Annotated in this window: 20 protein-coding genes; 17 read left to right on the top strand and 3 right to left on the bottom strand. The window is 33.9% G+C overall.

The genetic code is table 11. The features are described 5' to 3' along the window. Positions 1–28: 28 nt before the first annotated feature. Positions 29–712 carry a hypothetical protein gene (locus tag R1X58_RS06040; RefSeq protein WP_240572458.1) on the top strand — a complete coding sequence of 228 codons (684 nt, stop codon included), beginning with the start codon at positions 29–31 and terminating at the stop codon, positions 710–712. A 72-nt stretch (positions 713–784) separates the two neighbouring features. Here the strand turns inward: R1X58_RS06040 and gltX are convergent, their stop codons facing one another. After that, complete coding sequence (gene gltX, locus R1X58_RS06035) at positions 785–2,296, bottom strand: glutamate--tRNA ligase (protein ID WP_240572457.1); 1,512 nt, start codon at positions 2,294–2,296, stop codon at positions 785–787. A 95-nt stretch (positions 2,297–2,391) separates the two neighbouring features. Here gltX and R1X58_RS06030 point away from each other — a divergent pair, with 95 nt between their 5' ends. From R1X58_RS06030 to R1X58_RS05985, 10 genes are all read left to right on the top strand, one after another. After that, positions 2,392–5,781: a DUF4175 family protein gene (locus tag R1X58_RS06030; protein ID WP_240572456.1), complete on the top strand. Its 3,390-nt coding sequence runs from the start codon at positions 2,392–2,394 to the stop codon at positions 5,779–5,781. Further along, complete coding sequence (gene ybeY / locus R1X58_RS06025; protein WP_240572455.1) at positions 5,774–6,184, top strand: rRNA maturation RNase YbeY; 411 nt, start codon at positions 5,774–5,776, stop codon at positions 6,182–6,184. Before R1X58_RS06030 ends, ybeY begins: the two co-directional genes overlap by 8 nt. A gap of 85 nt (positions 6,185–6,269) precedes the next feature. After that, positions 6,270–8,141 (top strand): tRNA uridine-5-carboxymethylaminomethyl(34) synthesis enzyme MnmG, encoded by a 1,872-nt coding sequence (gene mnmG, locus R1X58_RS06020; protein ID WP_240572454.1) that lies wholly within the window; start codon positions 6,270–6,272, stop codon positions 8,139–8,141. 108 nt (positions 8,142–8,249) lie between these two features. Beyond that, on the top strand, positions 8,250–9,116 hold the full coding sequence (locus R1X58_RS06015; RefSeq protein WP_240572453.1) for a class I SAM-dependent methyltransferase: 867 nt from the start codon (positions 8,250–8,252) through the stop codon (positions 9,114–9,116). Between the two features lie 223 nt (positions 9,117–9,339). Continuing rightward, positions 9,340–9,855: an OmpH family outer membrane protein gene (locus R1X58_RS06010; protein WP_240572452.1), complete on the top strand. Its 516-nt coding sequence runs from the start codon at positions 9,340–9,342 to the stop codon at positions 9,853–9,855. A 221-nt stretch (positions 9,856–10,076) separates the two neighbouring features. Next, positions 10,077–12,452, top strand: coding sequence for a TonB-dependent receptor (locus R1X58_RS06005; RefSeq protein ID WP_240572686.1), 2,376 nt, complete (start codon positions 10,077–10,079; stop codon positions 12,450–12,452). A 5-nt stretch (positions 12,453–12,457) separates the two neighbouring features. Continuing rightward, positions 12,458–13,309, top strand: coding sequence for a DUF4249 domain-containing protein (locus R1X58_RS06000; RefSeq protein ID WP_240572451.1), 852 nt, complete (start codon positions 12,458–12,460; stop codon positions 13,307–13,309). Positions 13,310–13,609: 300 nt separating this feature from the next. Next, entirely contained in the window at positions 13,610–14,122 is a 513-nt protein-coding gene (locus R1X58_RS05995; RefSeq protein ID WP_240572450.1) for an RNA polymerase sigma factor, read from the top strand. Between the two features lie 52 nt (positions 14,123–14,174). Continuing rightward, on the top strand, positions 14,175–15,101 hold the full coding sequence (locus R1X58_RS05990) for a FecR family protein (protein WP_240572449.1): 927 nt from the start codon (positions 14,175–14,177) through the stop codon (positions 15,099–15,101). Between the two features lie 63 nt (positions 15,102–15,164). Next, positions 15,165–17,519 (top strand): TonB-dependent receptor plug domain-containing protein, encoded by a 2,355-nt coding sequence (locus tag R1X58_RS05985; protein WP_240572448.1) that lies wholly within the window; start codon positions 15,165–15,167, stop codon positions 17,517–17,519. Positions 17,520–17,523: 4 nt separating this feature from the next. On the opposite strand, the gene R1X58_RS05980 is transcribed toward R1X58_RS05985, so the two are convergent. Further along, positions 17,524–18,675, bottom strand: a complete 1,152-nt coding sequence (locus R1X58_RS05980) for a DNA polymerase III subunit (RefSeq protein ID WP_240572447.1) — start codon at positions 18,673–18,675, stop codon at positions 17,524–17,526. A gap of 162 nt (positions 18,676–18,837) precedes the next feature. On the opposite strand from R1X58_RS05980, the gene R1X58_RS05975 reads away from it, so the two are divergent. From R1X58_RS05975 to R1X58_RS05960, 4 genes are all read left to right on the top strand, one after another. Further along, the gene (locus R1X58_RS05975; RefSeq protein ID WP_240572446.1) at positions 18,838–19,686 is read left to right on the top strand and encodes a T9SS type A sorting domain-containing protein; all 849 of its coding nucleotides are present in this window, start codon (positions 18,838–18,840) and stop codon (positions 19,684–19,686) included. Positions 19,687–19,908: 222 nt separating this feature from the next. Further along, the gene (locus R1X58_RS05970) at positions 19,909–21,096 is read left to right on the top strand and encodes a phosphoglycerate kinase (protein WP_240572445.1); all 1,188 of its coding nucleotides are present in this window, start codon (positions 19,909–19,911) and stop codon (positions 21,094–21,096) included. Between the two features lie 79 nt (positions 21,097–21,175). After that, positions 21,176–22,738, top strand: a complete 1,563-nt coding sequence (locus R1X58_RS05965) for a LysM peptidoglycan-binding domain-containing protein (RefSeq protein ID WP_240572444.1) — start codon at positions 21,176–21,178, stop codon at positions 22,736–22,738. A gap of 107 nt (positions 22,739–22,845) precedes the next feature. After that, positions 22,846–23,853, top strand: coding sequence for a DUF4837 family protein (locus R1X58_RS05960; RefSeq protein ID WP_240572443.1), 1,008 nt, complete (start codon positions 22,846–22,848; stop codon positions 23,851–23,853). A gap of 67 nt (positions 23,854–23,920) precedes the next feature. Here R1X58_RS05960 and tatA read toward each other — a convergent pair whose 3' ends face one another. Beyond that, positions 23,921–24,103, bottom strand: coding sequence for a twin-arginine translocase TatA/TatE family subunit (gene tatA, locus R1X58_RS05955; RefSeq protein ID WP_240572442.1), 183 nt, complete (start codon positions 24,101–24,103; stop codon positions 23,921–23,923). 118 nt (positions 24,104–24,221) lie between these two features. On the opposite strand from tatA, the gene R1X58_RS05950 reads away from it, so the two are divergent. Further along, a complete protein-coding gene (locus R1X58_RS05950; RefSeq protein ID WP_240572441.1) occupies positions 24,222–25,091 on the top strand; it encodes a M23 family metallopeptidase in 870 nt (289 codons plus the stop codon). 3 nt (positions 25,092–25,094) lie between these two features. Next, on the top strand, positions 25,095–26,588 hold the full coding sequence (locus R1X58_RS05945) for a GH3 auxin-responsive promoter family protein (RefSeq protein ID WP_240572440.1): 1,494 nt from the start codon (positions 25,095–25,097) through the stop codon (positions 26,586–26,588). Positions 26,589–26,602: the final 14 nt, after the last annotated feature.

The raw sequence follows: 26,602 nt of genomic DNA, 5'->3' as shown, positions 1-26,602 counted from the left end.
GTTATATTTGGTTACAAACCACTAACCAATGAATTTTAAACAATCTTTACTATTAGTAGCATTTGTACTATGTTTTGTTACAACAAGTTTTTCTCAGCATCGAAATTATCGCATTACAAACGGGTTTTCCATTTTTGGAGGAATGACCCAGCTCGACATTGCTACCGACAATTTTGCCACCAGCAAAGAATGGGGGGGATTAGGAGGTATGTGGGCAACCGTCGATATTCCACACCGTTGGTACAATGTTAGTTTTGGTATGCAACTTTCAGAAAGTAAATTGGGTATTTCTGCACGTGAACTTCAGGGAACACCTGAGGATGCGTTTGTAGATTATAAAATGTTTGCTGCTCAAATTGCTTTGTTAGGTCATATAAAATTAGGAACTCCAGATGTAACTATTGATTTAGGGCCTATGTTTCAATATAATAGTGATTTGGAAATGAAGGATAAGGCATATGAAAGTTATTACATTAACAATTATAACAATATACAAGCTTCTGAAATAGGTAGTATTTCAAATTTCAATCTCAATGGTGTTGCAGGAATAACCGCCGGGTACAAGTATGTTAAATTGCGTGCGCAGTATATTTATGGAGCTACGAATATTTTAAAAAGATTAAATTCAAAAGATTTAGATACAACCGGAGGAAAGTCAACATTTAAAGGAAATCAAACCATGTTGGTTTTAGGACTGAACGTGTCTTTTTAAAGGCTTAGATATACAAATGAAAAAGCCATCTTCAAATGAGGATGGCTTTTTTATTTTTAAGAACATTTGTTACTATAATGTTGCTATAACGTTTTGAATACGTTTGATGGTTTCTGCTTTTCCAATCATGTAAATAATATCGAAAACATCAGGACCTTGTAAAGCACCAACTAAGGCTAAACGTAAAGGCATCATCACTTGACCAAAACCAATCTCGTTAGAAGTAATCCAACCTTTAATTTCGTTTTGAAGCGTTTCTGCTGTAAAATCTTCGTTAGTTTCAATAATTGATATTACTTGTGTTAAAATGTCTTTTGTACTATCCTTAAAAGCCTTTTTAGAAGCTTTTTCATCATATTCGGTTGGTGCAGTAAAGAAATAGTGACTTAAGTCCCAAAAGTCGCTTACAAACGTCGCACGTTCTTTAACTAAGCCAATAACCATGGAAATGTAGTTCACATCCATATCGGCTAATTCTGTACGCTGTACTTTAAAAGCTTCAGCTAACTCATCATTATGTTGCTCTTGCATATAATGGTGGTTAAACCATTTAATTTTATCTGGGTCGAAACGTGCCCCGGCTTTATTTACTCTTGCCAAGTCGAAAGCTTCGGTTAATTCTTCAAGGCTGAAAATTTCCTGCTCTGTACCCGGATTCCATCCTAAGAATGCTAAAAAGTTTACTACAGATTCTGCGAAATAGCCATCTTCTTTATAGCCACGAGATACTTCATTGGTTTTAGGATCTGTCCATTGTAATGGAAAGACCGGGAACCCTAATTTATCACCGTCACGCTTGCTTAATTTTCCTTTTCCTGTTGGTTTAAGGATTAAAGGTAAGTGTGCAAATTCTGGAGCATCCCAACCAAAGGCATCGTATAATTGATAGTGTAAGGCTAAACTTGGTAACCATTCTTCACCACGAATAACGTGAGTGATTTCCATTAAATGGTCGTCTACAATATTTGCCAAGTGGTAGGTAGGCATACCATCACTTTTAAATAATACTTTATCATCCAAAATGTTGGTGTCAATTTTAATATCACCACGAATAATATCTTTTAAATGTAAAGTTTCATCCTGTGGACTTTTAAAGCGAATAACGTAGTCTTCACCTGCATCTAATTTCGCCTGAACTTCTTCTTTGCTAAGCGATAAAGAGTTGCTTAATTTTAAACGATTGTGCCAATTGTAGATAAAGGTTTTCCCTTTTTCTTCATGGTCTTTTCTGTGTGCGTCTAAAGCTTCGGCAGTATCAAAAGCATAATAAGCTTTGCCTTTAGCAATTAATTCTTCGGCATATGCTTTGTATAAATGCTTGCGCTCACTTTGTCTGTAAGGTCCAAATTTTTCATTTTTATCTACGCCTTCATCAAATGGGATTCCACACCAGTTTAAAGCATCTATAATGTATTTTTCTGCGCCTTCGACATAACGGTTTTGGTCTGTATCTTCAATTCTTAAAATAAAAGTACCGTTGTGTTTTTTGGCAAATAAATAATTAAATAAAGCAGTACGAACACCCCCTATATGAAGTGGTCCGGTTGGGCTTGGTGCAAAACGCACACGAACATCTTTAGTCATGTTTGAAAAATTTGCTGCAAAGATACAATTAACACATTATTATAGACACTCTAAAAAATAAAATTGTAGATTTATAGGTTATAAAGCCAATAACTGTGACGAATTTTAACAACATACAATTAAAGCTTGAAGGGTTTATAAAACGTTATTATTATAACGAATTACTAAAAGGCGCCATCTTGTTTTTTGCCATTGGATTACTCTATTTTTTAGGAACTTTATTGGTGGAATATATGTTATGGTTAAACACCACAGCACGAACTATTTTGTTTTGGTTGTTTGTATTTGTTGAGATAGGTTTGTTGATTAAGTTTATTGTCTGGCCTTTGTCGAAGCTTGTAAAACTTCAAAAAGGTATTAACTATGAGCAGGCATCAAGAATTATAGGAGAACATTTTCCAGAAGTTAATGATAAGTTATTAAATGTACTTCAGCTAAATAAAAATTCCTATAAGAGTGATTTACTCTTAGCAAGTATAGAACAGAAGTCTGTTGAGCTTTCACCAATACCTTTTAAGTTAGCTATTAATTTTAAGGCTAATATTAAGTATTTAAAATACGCAGCTATTCCTGTTTTAATTTTATTGGCTGTTTTCTTTACTGGAAATTTTAATTGGTTTAGTGATAGCTACAAACGAGTGGTGCATTATAAAACTGCTTATGAACCACCTGCGCCATTTCAGTTTTTTGTAATTAATGATGATTTAAATGCTTTGGAAGATAAGGATTTTAAATTGCTTGTTAGAACATCTGGAAGTCTAACACCAGAGAATGTTCAAATCACTTACAATGATGAAACTTATTATTTGCAGCAAACTGGAGTAGGGGAGTTTGAGTATATTTTTACTAAACCGAAAGAACAAATTTCGTTTCAATTACAAGCTAATAATGTTGAATCTAAACCTTACCTATTGAAGCTTATTGAGGTGCCTTCCTTATTAGATTTTCAAATGGTGTTAGATTATCCGGTGTATACTAATAAAGAGGATGAAATTTTAAGAAGTACAGGAAATGCCGTTGTGCCTGAAGGGACCAAAGTAAGCTGGAAATTGAAAACGAAATCAACCTCACAGGTTCATTTGTATTCTAAAGATACCATTTTGTTTGCGGAAAATACCGATGGTGAATTTGAAACTTCGAAGCAGGTTTTTAATGATTTTAATTATAGTTTAAGTACTAGTAATACTCAGTTATCAAACTATGAAAATTTAGGTTTTAATATTGATGTTATTAAGGATGCCTATCCTGAGTTGAATGTTAAAATGCAAACAGATAGTTTGGATTTACAAACCTTATATTTTTATGGTCAGGTTAGCGATGATTACGGATTTAGCAAATTGCAAATGGTTTATTATCCGGCTGATGATGCTTCAAATTTGAAAACTTTAGAAATGAATGTTTCTAATTCAAATTATGATGAATTTATTACATCGTTTCCGTATAATGTTGATATTCAGGATGGTGTAGCTTATGAGTTGTTTTTTCAAGTGTATGATAATGATGTAGTTAACCATTATAAAACTGTTAAATCCAATACGTTTAGTTATAGAAAGCGTACTGTTGAGGAGGAAAAACAAAAAAATCTTCAGGAACAGAAGGAAACCATTAAAGATTTAAATAAATCTCTAAAGAATTTTGAGGAACAGGAAAAGCAACTGGAGCAATTATCCAATACTCAAAAAGAAAAGGAGACTTTAAATTTTAATGATAAAAAGAAATTGGAGTCTTTTCTGGAACGTCAAAAACAACAAGATGAATTGATGAAAAATTTCAATAAAAAATTTAAAGATAATATTGAAAATTTTCCTCAGGATAAAAAGGATGACCCGTTTAATGAAGATTTAAAAAAACGTCTTGATGAAAATGAAGAGAAGTTAAAACAGGATGAAGAATTGCTTGAAGAATTAGAGAAATTTAAAGACAAAATTACCAAAGAGCAATTGGCAAATCGTCTTGAAGAATTAGCGAAACAAAACAAAAATAAAAAACGAAGTTTAGAGCAGTTGCTTGAATTGACTAAACGTTTTTATGTGCAACAAAAGCTTGATAAGTTGAAAGATGATTTAATGCAAATGGCCATTAAGCAAGATGATCTTTCTAAACAAGAACGTGAAGAAAATACAAAGGAAAATCAGGATGCTCTCAATAAGGAATTTCAAAAATTCACGGAAGAATTAGAAAATTTACAAAAGGAAAGTAAAGGGTTAAAAAAGCCTATTGATGTGCCGCAGGATAAACTTGAGGAAAATGAAATTAAGAAGGAACAGAAAAATGCTTCCAAGTCTTTAGATCAAGATCAGGAGCTGCAAAATTCTGATCAGCAGTCGAAGGATTCAAAACAAAATGAAAACATGCAGAACGCTCAAAAGAGTCAAAAAAGGGCTGCTGAGAAAATGAAAAAAATGAGTGATCAAATGCAGTCTTCAATGCAAGCCGGTGGGGGTGAACAAATGCAGGAAGACGTTGATATGTTACGTCAGATTTTGGATAATTTGGTGTTGTTTTCATTTGATGAAGAAGCGTTAATGAATCAGTTCAAAGGCATAGAGGAAGGACATAGTAAGTATGCTGGGTATTTAAAGAATCAAAACAATTTAAGAGAGCATTTTGAGCATATCGATGATAGCTTATTCGCTTTGTCGTTACGTCAACCTAAGTTATCTGAGCAGGTAAATAAGGAGATTACGGAAGTATATTATAACGTTGATAAAGCTCTAAATTATTTTGCTGAGGGGCAGGTTTATCAGGGTATTTCTAATCAGCAGTTCACAGTTACCGCCGCGAATAATTTAGCCAATTTTTTAAGTTCGGTTCTTGACAATATGGAAGAGCAGTTGAATATGTCGCAAAGTTCAAGTGGTCAAGGGGATATGCAGTTGCCTGATATTATTATGAGTCAGGAGCAGTTAAATGAAATGATGCAGGAGGGGATGAAACAAAGTGAAGAAGGTCAACCAAAAGATGAAGAAGGACAAGGAGAGGAGAAGAAGAGTCAAGGAGACAATGAAGGTAAAGATGGTAAGTCAGGTGAAGAAGGGGAAATGAATGAAAATGGAGAGGGGGATTCTGAGGAGCTTAACGGATTATTGTATGAGATTTATCAGCGCCAACAAGAGCTTAGAAATGCGCTTGAGGAGCGTATTTCCAAAGAGGGGAGCAATGCCAATTCAGATCGTTTGATACGTTCTATGGAGCAGATAGAAATGGAATTATTAAACAAGGGATTCACAAATCAAACCCTTCAAAAGATGATGAATTTGAAGCATCAATTATTAAAGTTGGACAATGCTACCTTTCAGCAAGGAGAGGATAACAAGCGTGAATCTGAAACAAATAATAACACATTTAATAATACGTCTAACAATCAATTACCAAATGCAAAGCAATATTTTAATACTACTGAAATATTGAATAAACAAACACTACCTTTGCAGCCGGATTATAAAAAGAAAGTTCAAGTTTATTTTAAGCAAAGCAATGATTAATTTCAATTACGAAACCGATTTCAATTTAGACAATGAAGAAGAATTAGCTACCTGGATTACTGGTGTTATTTCAAGTGAAGGCTATAAGCTGGAAGAAATTAATTATGTCTTTTGTGATGATGACTACCTTCATAAATTGAATGTTGAATTTCTTAATCATGATACGTTAACTGATATCATTAGTTTTGATTATACTGTTGGTAAGTTGATACAGGGAGACATTTTTATTTCTGTGGAGCGCGTAGCAGATAATGCTAAGGATTTTAATGTTGAATTTAATAAGGAATTACAACGGGTAATTGTCCATGGCGTATTACATTATTGTGGGTATAAAGATAAGTCTGAAACAGAAGAGGTTCTAATGAGGGAGAAAGAAGATTTCTATATTAATCAACTTGATTAATATTCACGAAATCAACGTATATTTGCAAACTCAAAATTAAAAATTGTCTAGTGTTCCACGTGGAACAGTCTTAAAAAGTAAAGTTATGTTTAGTGATGTATATGATGTTATAGTTGTTGGTGCTGGTCATGCTGGTAGCGAAGCTGCGGCGGCAGCGGCCAACATGGGAAGTAAAACATTACTTGTTACAATGAACCTGCAAAACATCGCACAGATGTCTTGTAATCCTGCTATGGGAGGTATTGCTAAGGGGCAAATTGTACGTGAGATTGATGCACTTGGTGGGTATAGTGGAATTGTTTCTGATACCTCTGCTATTCAATTTAAAATGCTTAATAAATCTAAGGGGCCTGCTATGTGGAGTCCGAGGGTGCAGAGTGATCGTATGCGTTTCGCTGAAGACTGGCGCATGCTTTTAGAAGGGACTCCTAATTTAGATTTTTACCAGGAAATGGTTTCCGGTTTATTGATAGAAGGTGATCAGGTTGTCGGTATTAAAACTTCACTTGGTGTTGAGATAAAAGGTAAGTCGGTTGTTTTAACTAACGGAACGTTCTTGAATGGTTTAATTCATATTGGTGATAAAAATTTTGGTGGAGGTAGAGCAGGTGAAAAGGCTGCGACGGGAATTACAGAACAGTTGGTTGATTTAGGTTTTGAGTCTGGAAGGATGAAAACAGGAACACCTCCTCGTGTGGATGGCCGTTCTTTAGATTATTCTAAAATGACTGAGCAACCAGGAGATGAAAACCCTGAAAAGTTTTCTTATTTAGACGTCACAAAACCGTTAACAAAACAGCGTTCTTGTCATATGACTTACACCAGTGAGTTGGTTCATGATTTACTTCGAGAAGGCTTCGATAGATCGCCAATGTTTAATGGTAGAATCAAAAGTTTAGGCCCGCGTTATTGTCCTTCTATTGAAGATAAAATTAATCGTTTTGCTGATAAAGACCGTCATCAATTATTTATCGAACCGGAAGGATGGAATACATGTGAAGTGTATGTAAATGGATTTTCAACTTCGCTTCCAGAAGATGTTCAATTTAAAGCATTGCGTGCGGTTGCTGGTTTTGAAAATGTAAAATTCTTTAGACCTGGTTATGCTATCGAATACGATTATTTTCCGCCAACACAGTTAAAGCATACTTTAGAAACCAAACTAATTAATGGACTTTATTTTGCTGGTCAGATTAATGGAACAACTGGTTATGAAGAAGCGGCTTCACAAGGATTAATGGCAGGTATAAATGCAAGCTTAAAAGTTCAGGAGCGCGACCCGTTTATGCTTAACAGAGATGAAGCTTATATAGGTGTTTTAATTGATGATTTAATTACAAAAGGAACCGAAGAGCCATATCGTATGTTTACATCGCGTGCAGAGTATCGTACGTTGCTTAGACAGGATAATGCTGATTTAAGATTAACACCTAAAGGATTTGAATTAGGTTTGGCTTCTGAAAAACGTTTAAAACGTATGGAAGAAAAACATGAGGCGGCTGAAAAATTTGTTTCTTTTTTTGAGGAAACCAGTGTGAAACCTGAAGTAATAAATCCTATTCTTGAAAGTAAAGATTCAGCTCCGGTAAACCAGTCTGGAAAGATTTTTAAAATATTCGCTAGACCAAATGTGGAGATGAGTGATATGCGAAAAATTGAAAGTGTTGAAAATTATATTCAGGAAAATAATTTAGATGCTGAAATTATTGAGCAGGCCGAAATTCAGGTTAAGTATTCAGGATATATAGCTAAGGAAAAAAATAATGCTGATAAATTAAGTCGATTAGAATATGTAAAGATTCCAGAGAATTTTGATTATTCTCAAATTAAATCGATGAGTTTTGAAGCTCGTGAAAAATTGAAAAAGATTCAACCAAGAACAGTGTCGCAGGCATCACGAATTAGTGGTGTTTCTCCAAACGATATTTCCGTTTTATTGGTTTATATGGGAAGATAATTGTTAAACGTTCCACGTGGAACGTTTATTTTTTATTCAAAAATGAATCAATTTTAAATTAATTCAAGAACAAAATTCATTTTAATTTTTAAAAATAGTTGTGCATTCGTGGTAAAAGAAAACGAAACAAAAGTGTATTTAAATGTAAAAGATCATTCCGTTTCAGGAGAAGAATTTCGATTAATTAAAAATTCAGATTTTGGATTTTTAGAAACCACACCACAACCCAGTTTAGAAAAATTACCCGACTATTATAAAAGCGAAGATTACATTTCGCATACCGATGCGAAGCGAAATACTTTTGAAAAAGTATATCATATTGTTCGGTCGTATGCTTTAAATAAAAAACTGCAATTAATAAATTCCTTTTCATCGGAATCTAAAACCATTTTAGATATTGGATGCGGAACCGGAGATTTTTTGCAAACCGTACAAAAAAATGGTTGGACCGTTTTTGGTATTGAACCAAATAAAGAGGCTAGGGGAGTAGCAAATCAAAAAACGCATGATTCGGTTTTTGACGTCGATCAACTTTCAAAATTTGAAAATTATAGTTTTGATGTTATTACGCTTTGGCATGTTCTTGAACATTTACCAGATTTAGAAGATCAGATATCTAATTTTAAAAAACTTTTAAAACCAAACGGCACTTTGGTAATTGCGGTTCCGAATTTTAAAAGTTACGATGCCAAATATTATAAATCGTTTTGGGCTGCTTTCGATGTGCCGAGACACTTATGGCATTTTGATGCTGATTCTATTTCAAAATTATTTGCATCAGTAGCTATGGAGGTCGTAAAAATAAAACCGATGTTGTTTGATGCGTTTTATGTAAGTCTGCTTTCTGAAAAGTACAAAACCGGAAAGATGAATTTTCTAAACGGATTTTTGGTGGGTTTACGATCAAATGTAAAAGCGATGTCTTCAAAAGAGGCTTCTTCCTTAATTTATGTTCTCAGAAACGTTAAAAATTAGATTTAAGCCTGTATTTGCTTTTTAGTCTTGTTTGAATGATGAAATACCAGTCTGATTTTTAAAAGTGTCTTAAATCGCTTTAAAATGGCTGGTTTTTAATAAGAGTTTCTTATTGATGAATATTTTATAGATAAAAATTATTTATCATTTAAATAAAACTTAATTTATATCGAATTATACTTTACTTTACTACATTTGGCTTTATTAAATTAACGAACAAAACATGAAGAAAGTATTTTATCTTGCTGCAGTAGCTGTGGCTTTAACATCTTGCCAGAAACAGGCAAAAATTGGATTTGTAGATAATGGAGTGGTGATTAATGATTACCAGGAGAAAAAAGATGTTGAAACAAAATATGAAGAGAAAGAAGCTGCTTTTAGAAAAAAAGCAGATAGTATAGGTCAGGCGTTTCAAATGGAAGTTCAGTCAAAGCAGGCTGAAGCTCAAAAATCTTCTCAGGCAAAGGCACAAGAATTAATGGCTGGTTTACAACAAAAGCAACAACAGTTACAGCAACAAATGCAAGTGGAACAGCAAATGATGCAACAAGCATTTCAAGCCGATATCGATTCTGTTATTAACCACGTTAAAGCTTTTGTGAAAGATTATGGAAAAGATAATGGTTATACATATATTTTAGGAACCAGTGAGGCTGCCGCTACTGTAATGTATGGTGTAGAAGAAGACGATTTAACAAAAACAATTACCGATGCTTTAAACGAAGCATATAAAAAGTAAAACAAGTTTCAGTTTTTTATAATTTTAGGCTCAGATTTTTAGTTTCTGAGCTTTTTTTATGAGTTTTATTTTAATTATAAGAAATTTCTTATATAATTTATAGAAACAATTTGAGGACTTGTTCGTTGTCTTAATAGACTATTTTGACCCAAATTGATTTTGAATTTATTTTCAAAATCGAATATTATAAAAACGTTTAACCTTAAAATAAATTAATTTTGATGAAACACGTTGTGTTTAGCTTATGTATGTTATTTAGCTGTGTTATTCTGGCACAGGATAAATATACCATTCGGGGAGTTTTAAAAGATAAAGCCAATGGTGAAACCATTATTGGAGCAACAGTCTTTTTGCAAGGCACATCGAACGGTGCAATTACCAATGAATATGGTTTTTATTCGTTAACAGTCCCTAAAGGGGATTATACAATTTTAGTTTCCTATTTGGGGTATAATACTATTACAAAATCTATTAGTTTATCAGCTGATATAACTTTAGATTTTGAACTTGAAGAATCGGCAACCTCATTAAATGAAGTTGTAATTGTAGCCGAGGAATCCGAGCAGATTGCTATTAAAAAACCTCAAATGAGTGTTTCTAAATTAAATGCCGGTACTATTAAACAGATTCCTGTAGTTATGGGTGAGGTCGATGTTTTGAAATCTATTCAAACTCTTCCTGGAGTTACCAATAATGGAGAAGGTTCTTCCGGTTTTAATGTGCGTGGAGGTGCAGCCGATCAGAATTTGGTGCTACTTGATGAAGCTATTATTTATAACACATCTCACTTTTTTGGTTTCTTTTCGGTGTTTAATGCCGATGCTATTAAAGATATAAAGCTTTATAAAGGTGATATCCCGGCTAATTTTGGAGGACGTGTGTCATCTGTATTAGATGTGCGTCAAAAGGATGGAAACAGCAAGAATTTTAGCTTAAATGGAGGTGTTGGGCTTATATCAAGTAGGTTGGCTGCAGAAGGTCCTGTATTTGGTGATAAAGGATCGTTTTTAATCGCCGGAAGAACATCGTATGCGCATTTATTAATGAAAGCTATAGAGGATTTAAAAGATGATAAAATTTCGTTTTACGATTTAAACTTAAAAACCAATTATCAGATAAACGATAATAACCGAATTTATCTATCCGGATATTTTGGTCGTGATGTGTTTAATCTATCTACGGTTATTGAAAATAACTATGGGAATGCGACAGGAAACCTTAGATGGAATCATATTTTTAATGATAAATTGTTTTCTAATTTATCATTTATTTATAGCAAGTACGATTATCAAATTATCCTTGATTTTATTGAGTTAGATTGGATTGCCGATATTAAAAATTACAACCTTAAATACGATTTAAAGTACTATTTAAATGATAAAATAAATCTGGATTTCGGAGTTAGTGGTATATCCTATAATTTGAATCCTGGAGAGGTAATGCCAAGCTCAGAAAGTTCTTCAATTAATTATTTAAAATTAGATGATAAACGTGCTTTCGAAGGTGGTTTATATGTTAGTGCTGAGCATGAAATAACTAAAAACCTATCGGCACAGTACGGATTACGTTTCAGTACGTTTTCCAGATTAGGAGGTCAGAGTATGACCAATTATGTTAACGACCAACCCGTTGTTTATAATCCGGAATTGGATATTTACGAGCGTGGTGAAGCATCCGGAGAAACCTATTTTAAAAATGGTGAAAGTATTAAAGATTTCAGCAATTTTGAGCCGCGTTTAGGCTTATCTTATCAGTTGAATAATAATACAGCTTTAAAAGCGAGTTATACCAAATCAACGCAGTATTTACATTTATTGTCTAATACATCTTCTGTTACGCCTTTAGATGTATGGACACCTAGTGGGCAGTATATAAAACCTCAAATTTCGAATCAGTATGCGATGGGGTATTTCAGAAAGTTTAAAAACAATACTTACGCTCTAGAATTAGAAACCTATTACAAGACAATTGACAACCGAATTGATTATATAGATGGGTCTGATTTAATCGGAAATAATAATATAGAAACCGAAATTTTAAATGGTGAAGCACGTGCTTATGGTTTAGAGTTACTGTTGAGAAAGAATAAGGGAAATTTCACAGGTTGGTTTGCTTATACCTTATCGAAATCTGAACAACGAACTTTAGGCGGAAAGGCCGGAGGTCCGGGAATAAATAATGGCGACTGGTATAATACGCCTTACGATAGGACCCATGATATTTCGGTAACAGGAAGCTATAAGTTAAATAACAAATGGAGTTTTAGTTCGAATTTAATATTTCAAACTGGAAGACCGGTAACCTATCCAAACGGACAATATAATTACGAGGGGCTCTCAGTGGCAACGTATGCGAATAGAAATGAAGATCGTTTACCAAGCTACCACAGGTTAGATTTATCGGCAACTTATAAGCCTAATAGAAAGCCAGAGAACCGTTGGAAAGGCGAGTGGGTATTTGGTATTTATAACGTGTATAACAGAAAGAATGCGGCTTCTATTTCGTTTAATCAAAACGATCAAACAGGGTTAAATGAAGCATCGCGAATTTCAATATTCGGAATTATTCCTTCAGTAGCTTACAATTTTAAATTTTAAACAGAATGAAACGATATATAAAAAACATAGCCGTATTAATCATTGCAAGTTTAGGGTTATTTGCTTGTGAAGATGTGATTGATGTAGAAGTACAAACGGGGCAAATCCGTTTGGTTATAGAAGCATCTTTAGATTGGGAAAAAGGGACTTTAGGGAATAATCAAACTATTAAATTAAGCACTTCAACCCCATATTTTGAAACTGCCAATAATACAGCGGTAACTAACGCTACCGTAATGGTAACAAATTTAGACACGAACGAGGTTTTTAATTTTGTAAATCAAAACGATGGAACATATACAACAGATGTTTTTGTGCCTGTTGAAAATAACCAGTATCAATTAGAAGTGGTTTATAACAATGAAACATATATTGCCACAGAAACCTTAATGCCTGTGCCAGATATTAATGATGTAAATCAATCGGTTGATGGCGGTATAGATCCAGATTTATTGGAGGTGAATATTTATTTTGATGATCCTGCCGATGAAGATAATTTCTACTTAATACGTTACTACGAAGAAGGCGATTTATTTCCGTATTTCGAAGATTATTCAGATGAGTTTTCAAACGGAAATGAAGTTCATGATTTCTTTGAAAAGCAAGAAGATGAAGATAATGATCAGGCTGAGTTTCAACCAGGGGATTCTGTCGATATAAGTTTGTATGGTATTTCAGAACGTTATTATAACTATATGCGTATTTTAATAGAGCAGTACTATTCCGGAGGAAATCCGTTTTCTTCAAATGGCGTTCAGTTAAAAGGAAACTGTGTTAATGCAACCAATCAAGCCAATTATCCTTACGGTTATTTCAGAGCAACGCAAGTGGTGAAAACCAGTTATACATTTCAGTAAAAGAATAGAAATAAAAAGTGAAAAGTCGGCGAATTTGAAACAAGGTCTAATAGCAGAAAACGTTGTGACAAATTCGCTTTTTACTCTTCTTCACTTAAAATACTCCCAGCATAAGTTTTAGCTATTAAACCAGTCTTGGAGGTTAAGATTTTGGGAACAAAAAAAGGATTAACTCACTAGATTGTTCTAGATCATTTAAAATCTCTCGTTTATATTAAAACAGCTGAAAATAGATTTACCCTACTTTTTATTTTAATTTTTTTAAATTTGATTGTCAGGCCCTAAGCATTTTAGCAAGTTATGGACAATGAAAACCAATCTGTTTGCGAACAGAAAACCTACGAATTTCTCTTTAATATGCATTCGGAGACGTTGTATAGCTTCATTTATTATAAATGTGGCGATCAGCAACAGGCCGAAGATATTGTCCAGGAAGCTTATATAAAACTTTGGAATAATTGTTCTAAAGTTCTTTTTACAAAAGCAAAATCTTATCTCTATACAGTTGCCAGAAATTTATTTTTAAATGAAGTTGCACACCAGAAAATCGTTTTAGAACATCAATCGAATCAGATAAAACAAAACAATTTAGAAACTCCTGAATTTTTATTGGAGGAACAGCAATTCATGGAAAAATTGAAACGGGCTATAGCTAATTTACCTGAAAAGCAACGCGAAGTTTTTTTGTTAAGCAGAATAGGTAAGAAAAAATATACTGAGATCTCAGAGATTGTTGGCATCTCTGTTAAGGCTGTAGAAAAACGTATGAGTCAAGCCTTAGAATTGTTGCGAAAGCAAATAGTTGAAATTTAAAGTAGGGTAAAACCGTAATTAACTGTTTTAGAAGTATAATAACGTATGTTATATGGAGCCATTTAAACAAGATGAATCATTTTTAGCACGCTGGATTGCTGGTGAATTAACTGGTGAAGAGCTTGAAAACTTCAGAAAATCTGAAGATTATGCGCTTTATAACAAAATTAATGAAGCATCGCAAAGTTTACGTGTTCCAGAGTTTAACAAAGCACAGGTTTTTGATAAAATACAAGAGAACACCTTAAAAGTGAATCATAAACCTAAAGTAAAACGATTAGTACCTGCCTGGGTTTATGCAGCTGCAGCCATATTAGTCTTAGCGTTTGGTGTGTTTTATTTTACATTGAGAGAATCTCAATATACTACAGGTTACTCAGAGCAGTTGGCAGTGGTTCTTCCTGATGAGTCAAAAGTTCAGTTAAATGCCAATTCAGAATTACATTTTAAATCTTTTAATTGGGAAAATAACAGAGTTTTAGAGTTATCTGGCGAAGCGTTTTTTGATGTTGAAAAAGGCCAGAAGTTTAGGGTAGAGACAGCTTTAGGCTTTGTTGAAGTTTTAGGTACAGAATTCAATGTGGTTGCTCGGGATGGTTATTTTGAAGTACAATGTAGAGAGGGTAAAGTGCAGGTTACCACTATGTCTGATAAAGAAAAAACTATACTTGTTCCTGGTAAAGCGGTTAGAATTGTAAATAATAAGTTAGAAACCTGGACTTTTAAAACCAGTGAGCCAAGTTGGATTACAGGAGAAAGTAGCTTTTACGATACTCCTATGAAACAGGTAATATTAGCTTTAGAAAATCAATATCAGATAACAATTGATGCTTCACAAGTTGATATAAATAAACGTTATACGGGTGGATTTACGCATAAGGATATAAATCTGGCTTTAAGAACCGTTTTGATTCCTATGGATTTTACCTATACTTTTAATGCCGATAAACGCGTTATAGTTCTGAAATCAAGTAACTAAGAATTAGATTAATAAAAATTATTTTAAATTTAAGGTGTTATTTGAATGAACTTAACCGAATAAATGAAATATAAATTAACAATAGCCTTCCTGTTAGTTTCATTTACTATGCTTTCTCAGGAAAAAGCATCGGTTAACTATTTAAACACTCCAGTAGTTCAAGTGCTTTTGGATTTTGAATCTAAATTCAATGTTAAGTTCTCGTATAATGCAAAGTTAATAGGCGAGCAGTTAATCTCTTTAGAAGCGAAACAAGCTACATTAGATGAACTTTTATTTGATATTGAAGCGTTGGTTGATATTAAATTTACAAAGGAGACAGAGCGTTATTATACCGTTCAAAAAATTAAAAACCGAAGTATAACAGATACTCAGCATTTAGAAAAAGTTGTAGTAAAGGAATATATTACTTCTGGAATTAGTGAAAATAACGATGATACTTCAATTATTCTATCTCCTGAAAAATTAGGAATCTTACCAGGCTTAACCGAGCCAGATGTACTGCAAAGTATTCAGTTGTTACCCGGCGTTCAAAGTCCGACAGAAACCGCTTCTGGTTTGTTTATTCGAGGAGGAACACCCGATCAGAACTTGGTGCTTTGGGATGGTATTAAAATGTATAATTCCGGGCATTTTTTTGGAACTATTTCAGCCTTGAATCCATACATCACTCAGGATATAAAACTTTATAAAAACGGAACCAAAGCACGTTACGGTAATCGAATTTCCGCAGTTATTGATATCACATCCGATGAAGATATCCCGGATAAATTAACCGGAAGTACCGGATTTAATATGACGCATACCGATGGCAATCTGAAAGTGCCGTTGAGTAATAAGGCTGCTATAATGATTTCAGGAAGGCGGTCTATTGCTGATATTGTAGATACCGAGACGTTTAGGAATTTATCAAAAAGAGTGTTTCAGGAAACAAAAATATCAGAAGGCAATAAGGTATTTGAAGATGATGAAGTTACCACAACTAAAGACTTATTCTTTTTTAATGATTTTACTGTAAAAGCCATTGTAAAACCTAATGAGAACAATACTTTTTTAGTGAGTAATTTATTCACGAAGAATAAACTGGATTATGGGTTTTTAATTGAAGATTACGATGAAGCTTCTCAGGATAAATTAGATATTAAAAATCAAGGGTCAAGTATAAAATGGAACCATGGCTATAGCGATGATTTTAATCATGAATTTAGTGCCTATTATTCAAACTACGATTTTGATTACACGGGTACAAATTCAATAACTAATGAGTTTAATGACCGGCTTAACAAACAAAATCGAGTAGAGGATTTAGGTTTTGCCTTCGATACAAATTACAACTTAGATGAGGCGTCAACCTTAGGTTTTGGGTATCAGTTTTCATCGAATAAAGTAAAGTATTTATTGAATTTTGAAGATAGTGAAAGTCCGGAAGATAACTATAATGAATCCAATGTGAACACTAATAACAATCATGGAATATATGGTGATTATAAGTATTATGTTTTAGATAAATGGTTGCTCAATTTTGGAGTTAGAGCTAATTATTTTTCAGTAGTCGATAAACTCTTTTTTGAGCCAAGATTTCAGTTAGAAACAAAGCTTTTTTCGAATTTAAAATTTAAAAGCTCTGTGGAAAATTTACATCAATCGGTTAGTGAGGTTATTGAATTTAATACGCAGGATTTTGGATTGGAAAATCAAATTTGGGTATTGTCCGATGGCGATGAGATTCCTGTTTTAAGGAGTTTTCAAGTCACATCTGGTTTTGTTTTCGATAAAGCGGGATGGCATTTGGATGTTGAAGGATACTATAAAGATATTGATGGTTTAACTTCGTTTACGTTAGGGTTTGATAATATTGACGATTTCTTTTCTAAAGGAAAAAGTAAGGTTTTCGGACTTGATGTTTTAATTAAAAAGAAAATACAAAATTATCGAACCTGGTTAAGTTATTCTGTAATGGATAACAATTTTACTTTTAATACCATCAATAATGGGGAAGCGTTTCCGGGTAATTCTGATATCACTCATCATCTAACATGGTCTCTTACCTACGAATGGAAACATTTCGATGTGTCTTTAGGCTGGACTATGAGAACCGGCATTCCGTATACTAAAGCAAATGGTTTAATAGAAACTTCAGGAGATCCTGTAATTGATTTTGAAGCAACCAATGGAGCCAGACTACCAAACTATCATAAATTGGATGTTTCTGCGACTTATGCCTTTAATTTTTCAAGAAGTGAGCGATGGAAAGGAAAATTGGGTGTGTCCTTTTTAAATGTTTACAATCAAAAAAATGTGTTGAGTCGTAAATATGAAATAGCAAAAAGTACAGAAGATGATGGTTTTGTACTACGTGAAATCAATAAGAATTCGTTAGGGTTTACGCCGAATTTAGTGTTTAGAATTGACTTCTAAATAACTACTCTTTTTTATGAAGTAAGCGGGTAAGTTTAATTGATAAGTCGGTTAAAATAATTTTTGCATTTCCGTTACGTTCAATATGGTAAATAGCGTCCTGGAGTTCATCACTAATTTCCATTATGTTATTACCATGAATAAATGGCGCGAAGTTTTCCAGTTTAAATTTTTCGGTTTTCGGTTCTAGGTAAACTAAATCGGTAGCGCTGTAATTCATTAATAGAGCTTGTCTGAAGAAATCTATACAAAACTGAAGGAATTGCTTTTGAGTCTCTCGACCTGTTTTTGCTATATCTTCACTCCAAGATATTAAATCGTGAATAGCTGCCTTGTTGCCTTTGGCTTTAAAGGCGCTGCGTATCCAGAAAATAAACCAGGTTTCAAACTGAAGATCTTCAGAATCCTGATAAACCAAATCACAGGCTTTATTATAGTTACCGTTAGATTGATGTGCAATTTTTGTTGCAGCGGCATCGTTTAAGTCGTATTTACTTTTGAGTGATTCTATAATAACATCTTCTGCTAAAGGAGGAAAATGCAATACTTGGCAGCGCGAACGTATGGTATTGATAATTTGTTCTTCATCTTCAGCAATAAGCAAAAAAATAGTTTTGGTTGGTGGCTCTTCAATAAGTTTTAAAAGTTTATTGGCGGCTGCAATATTCATCTTTTCAGCCATCCAGATAATCATCACCTTATAACCTCCTTCGTACGATTTTAAGGAAAGTGCTTTTACAATATCCTGAGCTTCATCAACCCCAATTTGTCCTTGTTTGTTGTCGACCCCTAAAAGCTTGTACCAATCAAAAAGGTTTCCGTAAGGTTGTTCCTTTAAAAGCTGGCGCCATTCTTCGAGATAATGACTCGAAACCGGATGACTTTTTGCTTTTTCACTGGTTGTTACAGGAAAAGCAAAGTGTAAATCTGGATGCGAAAGGTTGTTGAATTTTAGATTACAAGATTCGTTCCCAGTGGTATTTTCTCCATTGTTATTATTACAAAGAATATACTGTGCATAGGCAATGGCCATAGGTAAGGTGCCAGAACCCTCAGGTCCAACAAACAATTGGGCATGCGGAATTCTGCCATTATCAACACTTTGTGTTAAATGGGATTTAATGTAGTCTTGACCTAAAATTTCTGAAAATAGCATGCAACAAATATAACCGAATTCATAACAGATTTCATAGCAACTCATGTAATAAGACTAAATAACAGGCAGATTATCGAAATTGTAATGGGAAATTATAATTTTATTTTAGATTTGATAAACCCTATTAATCTATTCATTTTTAGTTGTTTAAAAACAAGAGTCATGAACAAAACTACAATCACTTTTCTCTTTTTGGTGGCCTGTTCATTTTTTCTTGGAGCTCAGGCTTTTAAGCAGGGTTTTGATGCCAGCGATAAAGACAACTGGGCATATTCAACGAATGTTCCGTTTTATTCCAAACAAAATGGAACCGATTTATGGGGAAGATTTTCACAGGCTAACGGAAGAATACCAAGAGCTTTTTCAGGAACAACGTATATAGCTGGTAGAGATTTAGATAACGATTATTCACAATCTGTTACAGGCTTAGAGTCTCCTGAACATATTCTGCTATTTAATCCAGTTGAATTGAATGGTGTTCCTGCCGATATTTCTTTTAGAGTACAGTATGTGAATTTAAAATCTTCTGATTATATCTATTTTGAAGTGGCTTTTGATGATGAAACCGAGTGGACGAGATATGATTTTCATGAAGATATTTTTAAAACGGCTTTAAGTGGTAACTTTAACTCTCAGGGGTGGAAGCAGATAACTTACAATGTTCCATCCGGTTATCAATATGTTCGTATGCGCATAGTGATTTACCAGAATGGAAATGCTTATTTGGGTTTTGATGATTTTGAATTAACTATGAAAACGTTGTCTTCAAACAATTTGAGTATTGAAGGTTTTTCATTTGGACCAAACCCAACCAAGGATTATTTGAAAATTAAAGCAAATGCTATTCTAGATGGCATCTCGCTTTACAATGTTCTTGGAAAGGAAGTGTTAACCAAAACGATTAAAAATACGGAAACTAATCTAGATGTGTCAAATCTCCCAAATGGCGTTTATATTGCTAAAGTGATATCGGGGAGCGATTCTCAAAGTGTCAAGATTATAAAGAAATAAGCTTAAATTCAATAATAGATTATAAATCCGGTTAGCTATTTTTAGTTATCCGGATTTTTTATTTAAGTAGGCATATCATATCTTCTATTTTTGAACTTATTTTTCTACTGAAATCTATTTTTTTAATAATTCTTAAGTAGTTACATCGTTTTCGTAAAAAAAGGCGTTTTAAACCTGTTTTTAATTAGTTACATTTGTGAATCAAATTAATTAAGAATAATAATGAAAACGCTAAACGATTTTAACTTCAAAGATAAAAAAGCACTTATCCGTGTGGATTTTAACGTGCCTTTAGATGAAAATTTTAATGTTACCGATGCAACCAGAATAGTATCTGCAAAGCCAACAATTATAAAGGTTTTAGAAGATGGCGGAAGTTGTATTTTAATGTCTCACCTAGGGCGTCCGAAAGGTGTTCAGGATGAGTTTTCATTAAATCACATTGTTGCTAAAGTTTCTGAAATTTTAGGAGTTGAAGTAAAATTCGTTTCAGAATGTGTTGGTGAAAAGGCTGAAGCCGCAGCAGCAAGTTTACTGCCAGGCGAGGTTTTATTACTTGAAAATTTACGTTTTCATAAAGAAGAGGAAGCTGGAGACAAAGCGTTTGCTGGTCAGTTAGCGAAACTTGGAGATATTTATGTAAACGATGCCTTTGGTACAGCACACAGAGCACATGCATCGACTACAATTGTTGCAGAATTCTTCCCTGATCACAAATGTTTCGGAAGCTTATTAGCTCAGGAGATTGAAAGTATAGACAAGGTGATGAAAACAGGAGAGAAGCCTGTTTTAGCAATTCTTGGAGGCGCAAAAGTATCTTCTAAAATTACAATCATCGAGAATATTTTAGATAAAGTAGACCACTTAATTATTGGTGGCGGTATGGCTTTTACATTCGTTAAAGCACAAGGTGGAAAAATAGGGAATTCTATTTGTGAAGATGATAAAATGGACTTAGCCTTAGATATCTTAAAACAAGCTAAAGAAAAGAACGTTCAGGTACATATTCCTGTTGATACTATTGCTGCCGATGCATTTAGTAATGATGCTAATACTCAGGAAGTAGATATCGATAAAATTCCTGATGGTTGGGAAGGTGTTGATGCCGGACCGAAATCAAGAAAACAATTCCACGATGTGGTTATGCAATGTAAAACAATCCTTTGGAATGGTCCGCTAGGTGTTTTCGAAATGGAAAGTTTTGCTAATGGAACCATTGAATTAGGAAATTCTATTGCAGAAGCAACTAAAAACGGAGCATTTTCTCTTGTTGGAGGAGGTGATTCTGTAGCGGCTGTTAAGCAATTTGGATTCGAGGATAAAGTAAGTTATGTTAGTACTGGAGGTGGTGCTATGCTTGAAAGTTTAGAAGGAATTGTATTGCCAGGTATCGCTGCAATTCTCGATTAATTGGAATTAAGTTTTTAATTTAGACTAAAAAATACGATTTTAGCCATATTGTCGTTCAATAATGTAATGAATTGATTTTATGGCTTTTCGCATTTTTATATTTATGTTTTTTGTATCGTTTACGAGTGCTTTCTCGCAAACGAAGGGTGCTGTGGTGGAAGAAAAGGATGATGTTGTTAAAAACAATGTCCTTTTAAAGGATTCTTTAGTAGATGGAAAAAAGCCTGCAGTTACCAAAGTTTTATTTCAAAATGACTCCCTTTTAATTCAAAAGTTTGAAGATAATTTTTTAGCGGCAGGTGTCGATGAAAAATGGTTGGAAGAACTTTATAGTAATTCACTGTATGACACGGTTTATAATTCAGTAACCGAGATTGATTTTGAAGAAGTAGAGTATCCAGAGTTACCAACAGATACTTTAAAGGCGAGATTAGCCTTGCTAAATGCTAAAACACCATTTAACGTAGAATATAATCCGAGTCTTGAGAGTGTTATTAAATCTTATTTAAAAAACCGCAGAGAGTTATTACAACGCTTAATTAATTTAAGTGCATTTTACTTTCCTATGTTCGAGCGTGAGCTTGATAATTACAATTTGCCATTAGAAATTAAATATCTGGCTGTAGTAGAGTCGGCGTTGAAACCTCGTGCAAAATCTAGAGTAGGAGCGACCGGTTTATGGCAGTTTATGTTTAGTACCGGTAAAATGTACGGATTAGATGTTAGCAGTTATGTCGATGAACGTAGCGATCCTATAAAATCTACCGAAGCGGCGGCAAAATACCTGTCTAAACTTTATGAAATTTTTGGCGATTGGGATTTGGCTTTAGCAGCTTATAATTCTGGCCCTGGTAATGTTACCAAAGCGATTAGACGATCTGGAGGTTATCAGAACTACTGGAATATCAGACATAATTTACCACGTGAAACAGCGGGATATTTACCGGCATTTTTAGCCAATATGTATATTTTCGAGTACGCTGAAGAACACGGATTTACTAAGCCAAGACCGGAAGTAGCTTATTTTGAAACCGATACCATTCGCGTTAAGCAAATGATTACTTTAGATCAGGTTGCAGAGGTTACTGGTGTGGCTATTGAAGAGCTTCAGTTTTTAAATCCGTCGTACAAACTCGATATTATTCCGTTTATAAAAGACGAAAATTACACACTGCGTTTACCAAGAACTGTAATAGGTGATTTTGTGACTAACGAGGAACAAATTTATGCCTTCGCAAAAACAGAATTTGATAAACGTGAAAAACCACTTCCGCAGTTTTTTGAAGCTGACTCTAAAACGGTTTACAAAGTGCGTTCAGGCGATTTTTTAGGTAAAATTGCAAGAAAATATGGGGTTCGTGTTAGTCAAATTAAGCAATGGAACGGTTTAAGAAGTAACGATTTAAAAATAGGACAGCGTTTAACTATATACCCAAGAAATCCCCATGTAGCGGTGGCAAACAGTACGCCTACAAAGGCTGTTACAAGCAACGGAACAACTTATGTTGTTAAGAGCGGAGACACGCTTTGGGGTATTTCGCAAAAATTTCCTGGAGTTTCTGTTCAAAATATTAAAGATTGGAACGGTATTCGCAGTAATACTTTAAAACCGGGAATGAAACTTAAAATATCTAAGGGATAATTCCGTAAATTTATCGAACGATAAAACACCTTTTTATTAAAAATTGGATATCAATAAAAGTAAATTTGGGTGTTAGTCAGACTATTAAATCTATTAAAATTTAACAGATGAAAAATCTTTTTGTTTCAATTTTAACCTTATTACTTGTTGTGTCTTGTGGCGATAAAAAATCGTCTGAAAAGAAAATCGTTTTAGATTCATCTGGAAATATCAATAATGTTTCAGTGATTTTAGAAAACGATTTGTGGGATGGTAGTATTGGTGATGCCATTAGAAATGTTTTAGCTGCACCTCTTTATGGACTTCCTCAAGATGAACCAACGTTTACTTTGAGTCAGATTCCACCTTCTGTATTCTCTGGTTTTGTAACTAAAAACAGGACCATTTTAAAAATTGAAATGAACAAAGAAGCAGCTGTTCAGTATTTAGATAATGTTTATGCACAGCCTCAAAAAGTTATTGTAGTTTCAGGAAAAGACAGAAGTGAGATTATTGACTTAATAGATGAAAATGGCTCTAAAATTGTTGAAACGTTCAAGGCTATGGAATTGAAAGCAAGACAGCGCCAAATGGCTAAATCGCCTCATAAATTTGATAATATAGAACAGAAATTGGGGTTAACTCTTCAGTTTGATGCTGCATATTTTATAGCAAGAGAGGCTGATGATTTTTTCTGGATTAGAAAGGATATAACAACAGGAACAACGAATTTAATGATTTATGAATTACCATATTCAGCAATTAAAGATAACGATAGCGTTGTTAATGAGATTATTAAAATAAGGGATTCTGTTGCGAAGAAATATATTAAAGGCAGACAAGATGGAGAGTTAAAAGCTAATGGTGAAAAAATAGAGTCTTATATGACTACAGAAATGGCTTATGCGCCTTTTGTTATAGAAACAACCGTAAATGATAGAATGGCAATTGAAACCCGCGGCATTTGGGATTTAAAAAATGATTTTATGGGTGGCCCGTTTTTAAATTACGCTATAGAAGATAAAAAGAATAACAGATGGGTGGTTATTGAGGGTTTTGCCTTTGCGCCATCGGTTGAAAAACGAGATTATATGCTAGAGTTGGAATCCATTGTAAAATCTGTTAAAATTAATTAGAAATATACCATAACAAAAAAGCCAGCAAATTTTGCTGGCTTTTTTGTTTATAGATAAAAGATGATAATTATTGCTTATCTTCTTTCTTTTCGTCGTCTTTACTAGCGTCTTTAAATTCTTTAATTCCGCTTCCAAGTCCTCTCATTAATTCAGGGATTTTTTTACCTCCAAATAATAATAAAACTACTATAACTATTAGAGCTATTTGTAATGGGCCAATAGCACCTAAAAATATACTTGATGAGATCATAATTAAATATTTAGTTACGCAAAGTTAATAATTAAAGTTTAATAAAATCGTTATTAACAATAACTTTAGAATAAAGCAAAGCTATCATGCTATAATTTTAATTATTTTTGTTTTTATCATGGAAGATAAGAAGAAAAGACCGAAAAGAATAAAACGCAAATTACTTGACAAGTATCGCCTGGTAATCCTTAACGAGAATACTTTCGAGGAGCGTTTATCGCTTAAGTTAACGCGTCTAAATGTATTTGTTATAGCATCGCTATCGGCTATATTTTTAATGGTTGTAACCTGTTTAATTATAGCTTATACACCGTTAAGAGAGTATATTCCAGGGTATTCATCTGCGGCTTTAAAAAAGAAGGCGACAGAGCTTAATTATAAGACTGATTCGTTACAACGTGTACTGGCATTAAACGATCGTTATTTCGAATCGATTAAACAGGTTTTAAAAGGCGATGTTAGTGTTTCTGATGTGAATAAAGATTCTATAATTCAAGCTGTAAAATTAGAAGCCAGTCAGGTGGATTTTACGCCGAGTGCGGAAGATTCGTTATTAAGAGAACGAGTGGATAAAGAGGATAAGTACAACTTATTCGAGTCGGCTACATCGGCATCTAATTTTTTATTGTTTTCTCCGGTTAACGGGACCATTAGTGAGCCTTACAATTTAAAGGAAAAGCATTATGCAGTAGATATTGTAGTAGCTAAAAATACACCTATTAAATCGGTGGCCGATGGGATTGTTATTTTTGCTGAGTGGACAGCAAGTACAGGTTATGTGGTTATTATTGAGCATAGTTACGGATTAATTTCGGTATATAAACATAATGCGGCACTTACTAAAGGTCAAGGCGATTTGGTTAAGGCAGGAGAAGTTATAGCTACTTCTGGTGATGAAGGCGAATTGTCGACGGGGCCACATTTACATTTTGAGCTTTGGAATGACGGTTATCCCGTTAATCCAACAAATTTTATAGATTTTAACTAGTATATGATTTCATTAAAATCGGCATTGGCGAAACCATTTGCCAAACGTATATATAAAAGTGTTTTAAAGTGGGCGAATAACCCTGTTGAAACACAGGAAAAGGTATTTCAGAATTTAATAGCCGATGCAGCAGGAACAGCCTTTGGCAAGGATCATGATTTTATAAGTATAAATAATCATTCCGATTTTGTTAAGCGAGTTCCTATTCGAGATTACGAGGCTTTAAAGCCATATGTAGAGCGCGTGGTGGCAGGAGAAGAAGATGTACTTTGGAAAGGGAAACCCATTTATTTTGCAAAAACATCAGGGACTACTTCTGGAGCGAAATACATTCCAATTACTAAGGAAAGTATGCCGTTTCATGTTGAAGGCGCGCGTAATGCTATTTTGTTATACATCAATGAAACAGGTAACAGTAAGTTTGTTGATGGTAAAATGATTTTCCTCCAAGGGAGTCCTATTTTAAAAGAGCAAAACGGCATTCAGTTAGGAAGGCTTTCCGGAATTGTTGCACATTATGTGCCTAAATATCTTCAAAAAAACAGATTACCTTCATGGGAAACTAACTGTATTGATGATTGGGAAACCAAGGTTGATGCTATTGTTGAAGAAACCCTTCCTGAGAATATGACCGTGATTTCAGGAATTCCATCTTGGGTGCAGATGTATTTCGAGCGACTTCAGCAGAAAACCGGTAAGAAAGTCGGCGATATTTTTAAGAATTTCAATCTGTTTATTTTCGGAGGTGTCAATTATGAGCCATATCGAGCGAAATTTGAAAATCTTATAGGAAGAAAAGTGGATAGTATTGAGCTTTATCCGGCGAGTGAAGGTTTCTTTGCATATCAGGATAAACAAAATGAAAAAGGGATGCTTCTTTTACTAAATTCAGGTATTTTTTATGAGTTTATAAAAGCCGATGAATTTTTTACTGAAAACCCGAAACGTATCACCATTAAAGATGTTGAGATTGGGGTTAATTATGTGATGATTATTTCCACAAATGCCGGGCTTTGGGGGTATAATATAGGAGATACGATTCAGTTTACTTCTACGAAGCCTTATCGAGTTATTGTTTCCGGAAGAATTAAGCATTTTATCTCTGCCTTTGGAGAACATGTTATAGGGAAAGAAGTAGAGCAGGCCATGCAGGAAGCCATTTCAGAAACTAATATTAGGGTCTCTGAATTTACCGTGGCTCCACAAATTAATCCTGAAGAAGGTTTGCCGTATCATGAATGGTTCGTAGAGTTTGAAAATGAACCGGATGACTTATCCGATTTGGAAAAACGTATCGATGAATCGCTTCAAAAGCAAAACATTTACTATTTCGATTTAATAGAAGGTAAAGTTTTAAGACCCCTTGTTATTCGGAAAGTAAAAAAGGACGGATTTAAAGAATATATGAAATCTATTGGTAAGTTAGGCGGACAGAATAAGTTACCAAGATTATCGAACGACAGAAGTATTGTTGAGGGTTTTCCTCATATCGATTAAATGAAATAATAGTA

Source organism: Aestuariibaculum lutulentum (assembly GCF_032926325.1).
In the GTDB taxonomy this organism is placed as follows: Bacteria; Bacteroidota; Bacteroidia; order Flavobacteriales; family Flavobacteriaceae; genus Aestuariibaculum; species Aestuariibaculum lutulentum.
The sequence above is the reverse complement of the archived record's forward strand: the minus strand, read 5'-3'. Positions and strand labels throughout refer to the sequence as shown.

Excerpts from the sequence above, each read along its gene's own strand:
- R1X58_RS06010 (WP_240572452.1), top strand. The coding sequence starts at position 9,340 with ATGAAGAAAGTATTTTATCTTGCTGCAGTAGCTGTGGCTTTAACATCT.
- ybeY (WP_240572455.1), top strand. The coding sequence starts at position 5,774 with ATGATTAATTTCAATTACGAAACCGATTTCAATTTAGACAATGAAGAA.
- R1X58_RS05975 (WP_240572446.1), top strand. The coding sequence starts at position 18,838 with ATGAACAAAACTACAATCACTTTTCTCTTTTTGGTGGCCTGTTCATTT.
- R1X58_RS06005 (WP_240572686.1), top strand. The coding sequence starts at position 10,077 with ATGAAACACGTTGTGTTTAGCTTATGTATGTTATTTAGCTGTGTTATT.
- R1X58_RS05950 (WP_240572441.1), top strand. The coding sequence starts at position 24,222 with ATGGAAGATAAGAAGAAAAGACCGAAAAGAATAAAACGCAAATTACTT.
- mnmG (WP_240572454.1), top strand. The coding sequence starts at position 6,270 with ATGTTTAGTGATGTATATGATGTTATAGTTGTTGGTGCTGGTCATGCT.
- R1X58_RS05990 (WP_240572449.1), top strand. The coding sequence starts at position 14,175 with ATGGAGCCATTTAAACAAGATGAATCATTTTTAGCACGCTGGATTGCT.
- gltX (WP_240572457.1), bottom strand. The coding sequence starts at position 2,296 with ATGACTAAAGATGTTCGTGTGCGTTTTGCACCAAGCCCAACCGGACCA.
- R1X58_RS06000 (WP_240572451.1), top strand. The coding sequence starts at position 12,458 with ATGAAACGATATATAAAAAACATAGCCGTATTAATCATTGCAAGTTTA.
- R1X58_RS05995 (WP_240572450.1), top strand. The coding sequence starts at position 13,610 with ATGGACAATGAAAACCAATCTGTTTGCGAACAGAAAACCTACGAATTT.
- R1X58_RS05960 (WP_240572443.1), top strand. The coding sequence starts at position 22,846 with ATGAAAAATCTTTTTGTTTCAATTTTAACCTTATTACTTGTTGTGTCT.
- R1X58_RS05985 (WP_240572448.1), top strand. The coding sequence starts at position 15,165 with ATGAAATATAAATTAACAATAGCCTTCCTGTTAGTTTCATTTACTATG.
- R1X58_RS05970 (WP_240572445.1), top strand. The coding sequence starts at position 19,909 with ATGAAAACGCTAAACGATTTTAACTTCAAAGATAAAAAAGCACTTATC.
- R1X58_RS05965 (WP_240572444.1), top strand. The coding sequence starts at position 21,176 with ATGGCTTTTCGCATTTTTATATTTATGTTTTTTGTATCGTTTACGAGT.
- R1X58_RS05945 (WP_240572440.1), top strand. The coding sequence starts at position 25,095 with ATGATTTCATTAAAATCGGCATTGGCGAAACCATTTGCCAAACGTATA.
- R1X58_RS05980 (WP_240572447.1), bottom strand. The coding sequence starts at position 18,675 with ATGCTATTTTCAGAAATTTTAGGTCAAGACTACATTAAATCCCATTTA.
- R1X58_RS06040 (WP_240572458.1), top strand. The coding sequence starts at position 29 with ATGAATTTTAAACAATCTTTACTATTAGTAGCATTTGTACTATGTTTT.
- tatA (WP_240572442.1), bottom strand. The coding sequence starts at position 24,103 with ATGATCTCATCAAGTATATTTTTAGGTGCTATTGGCCCATTACAAATA.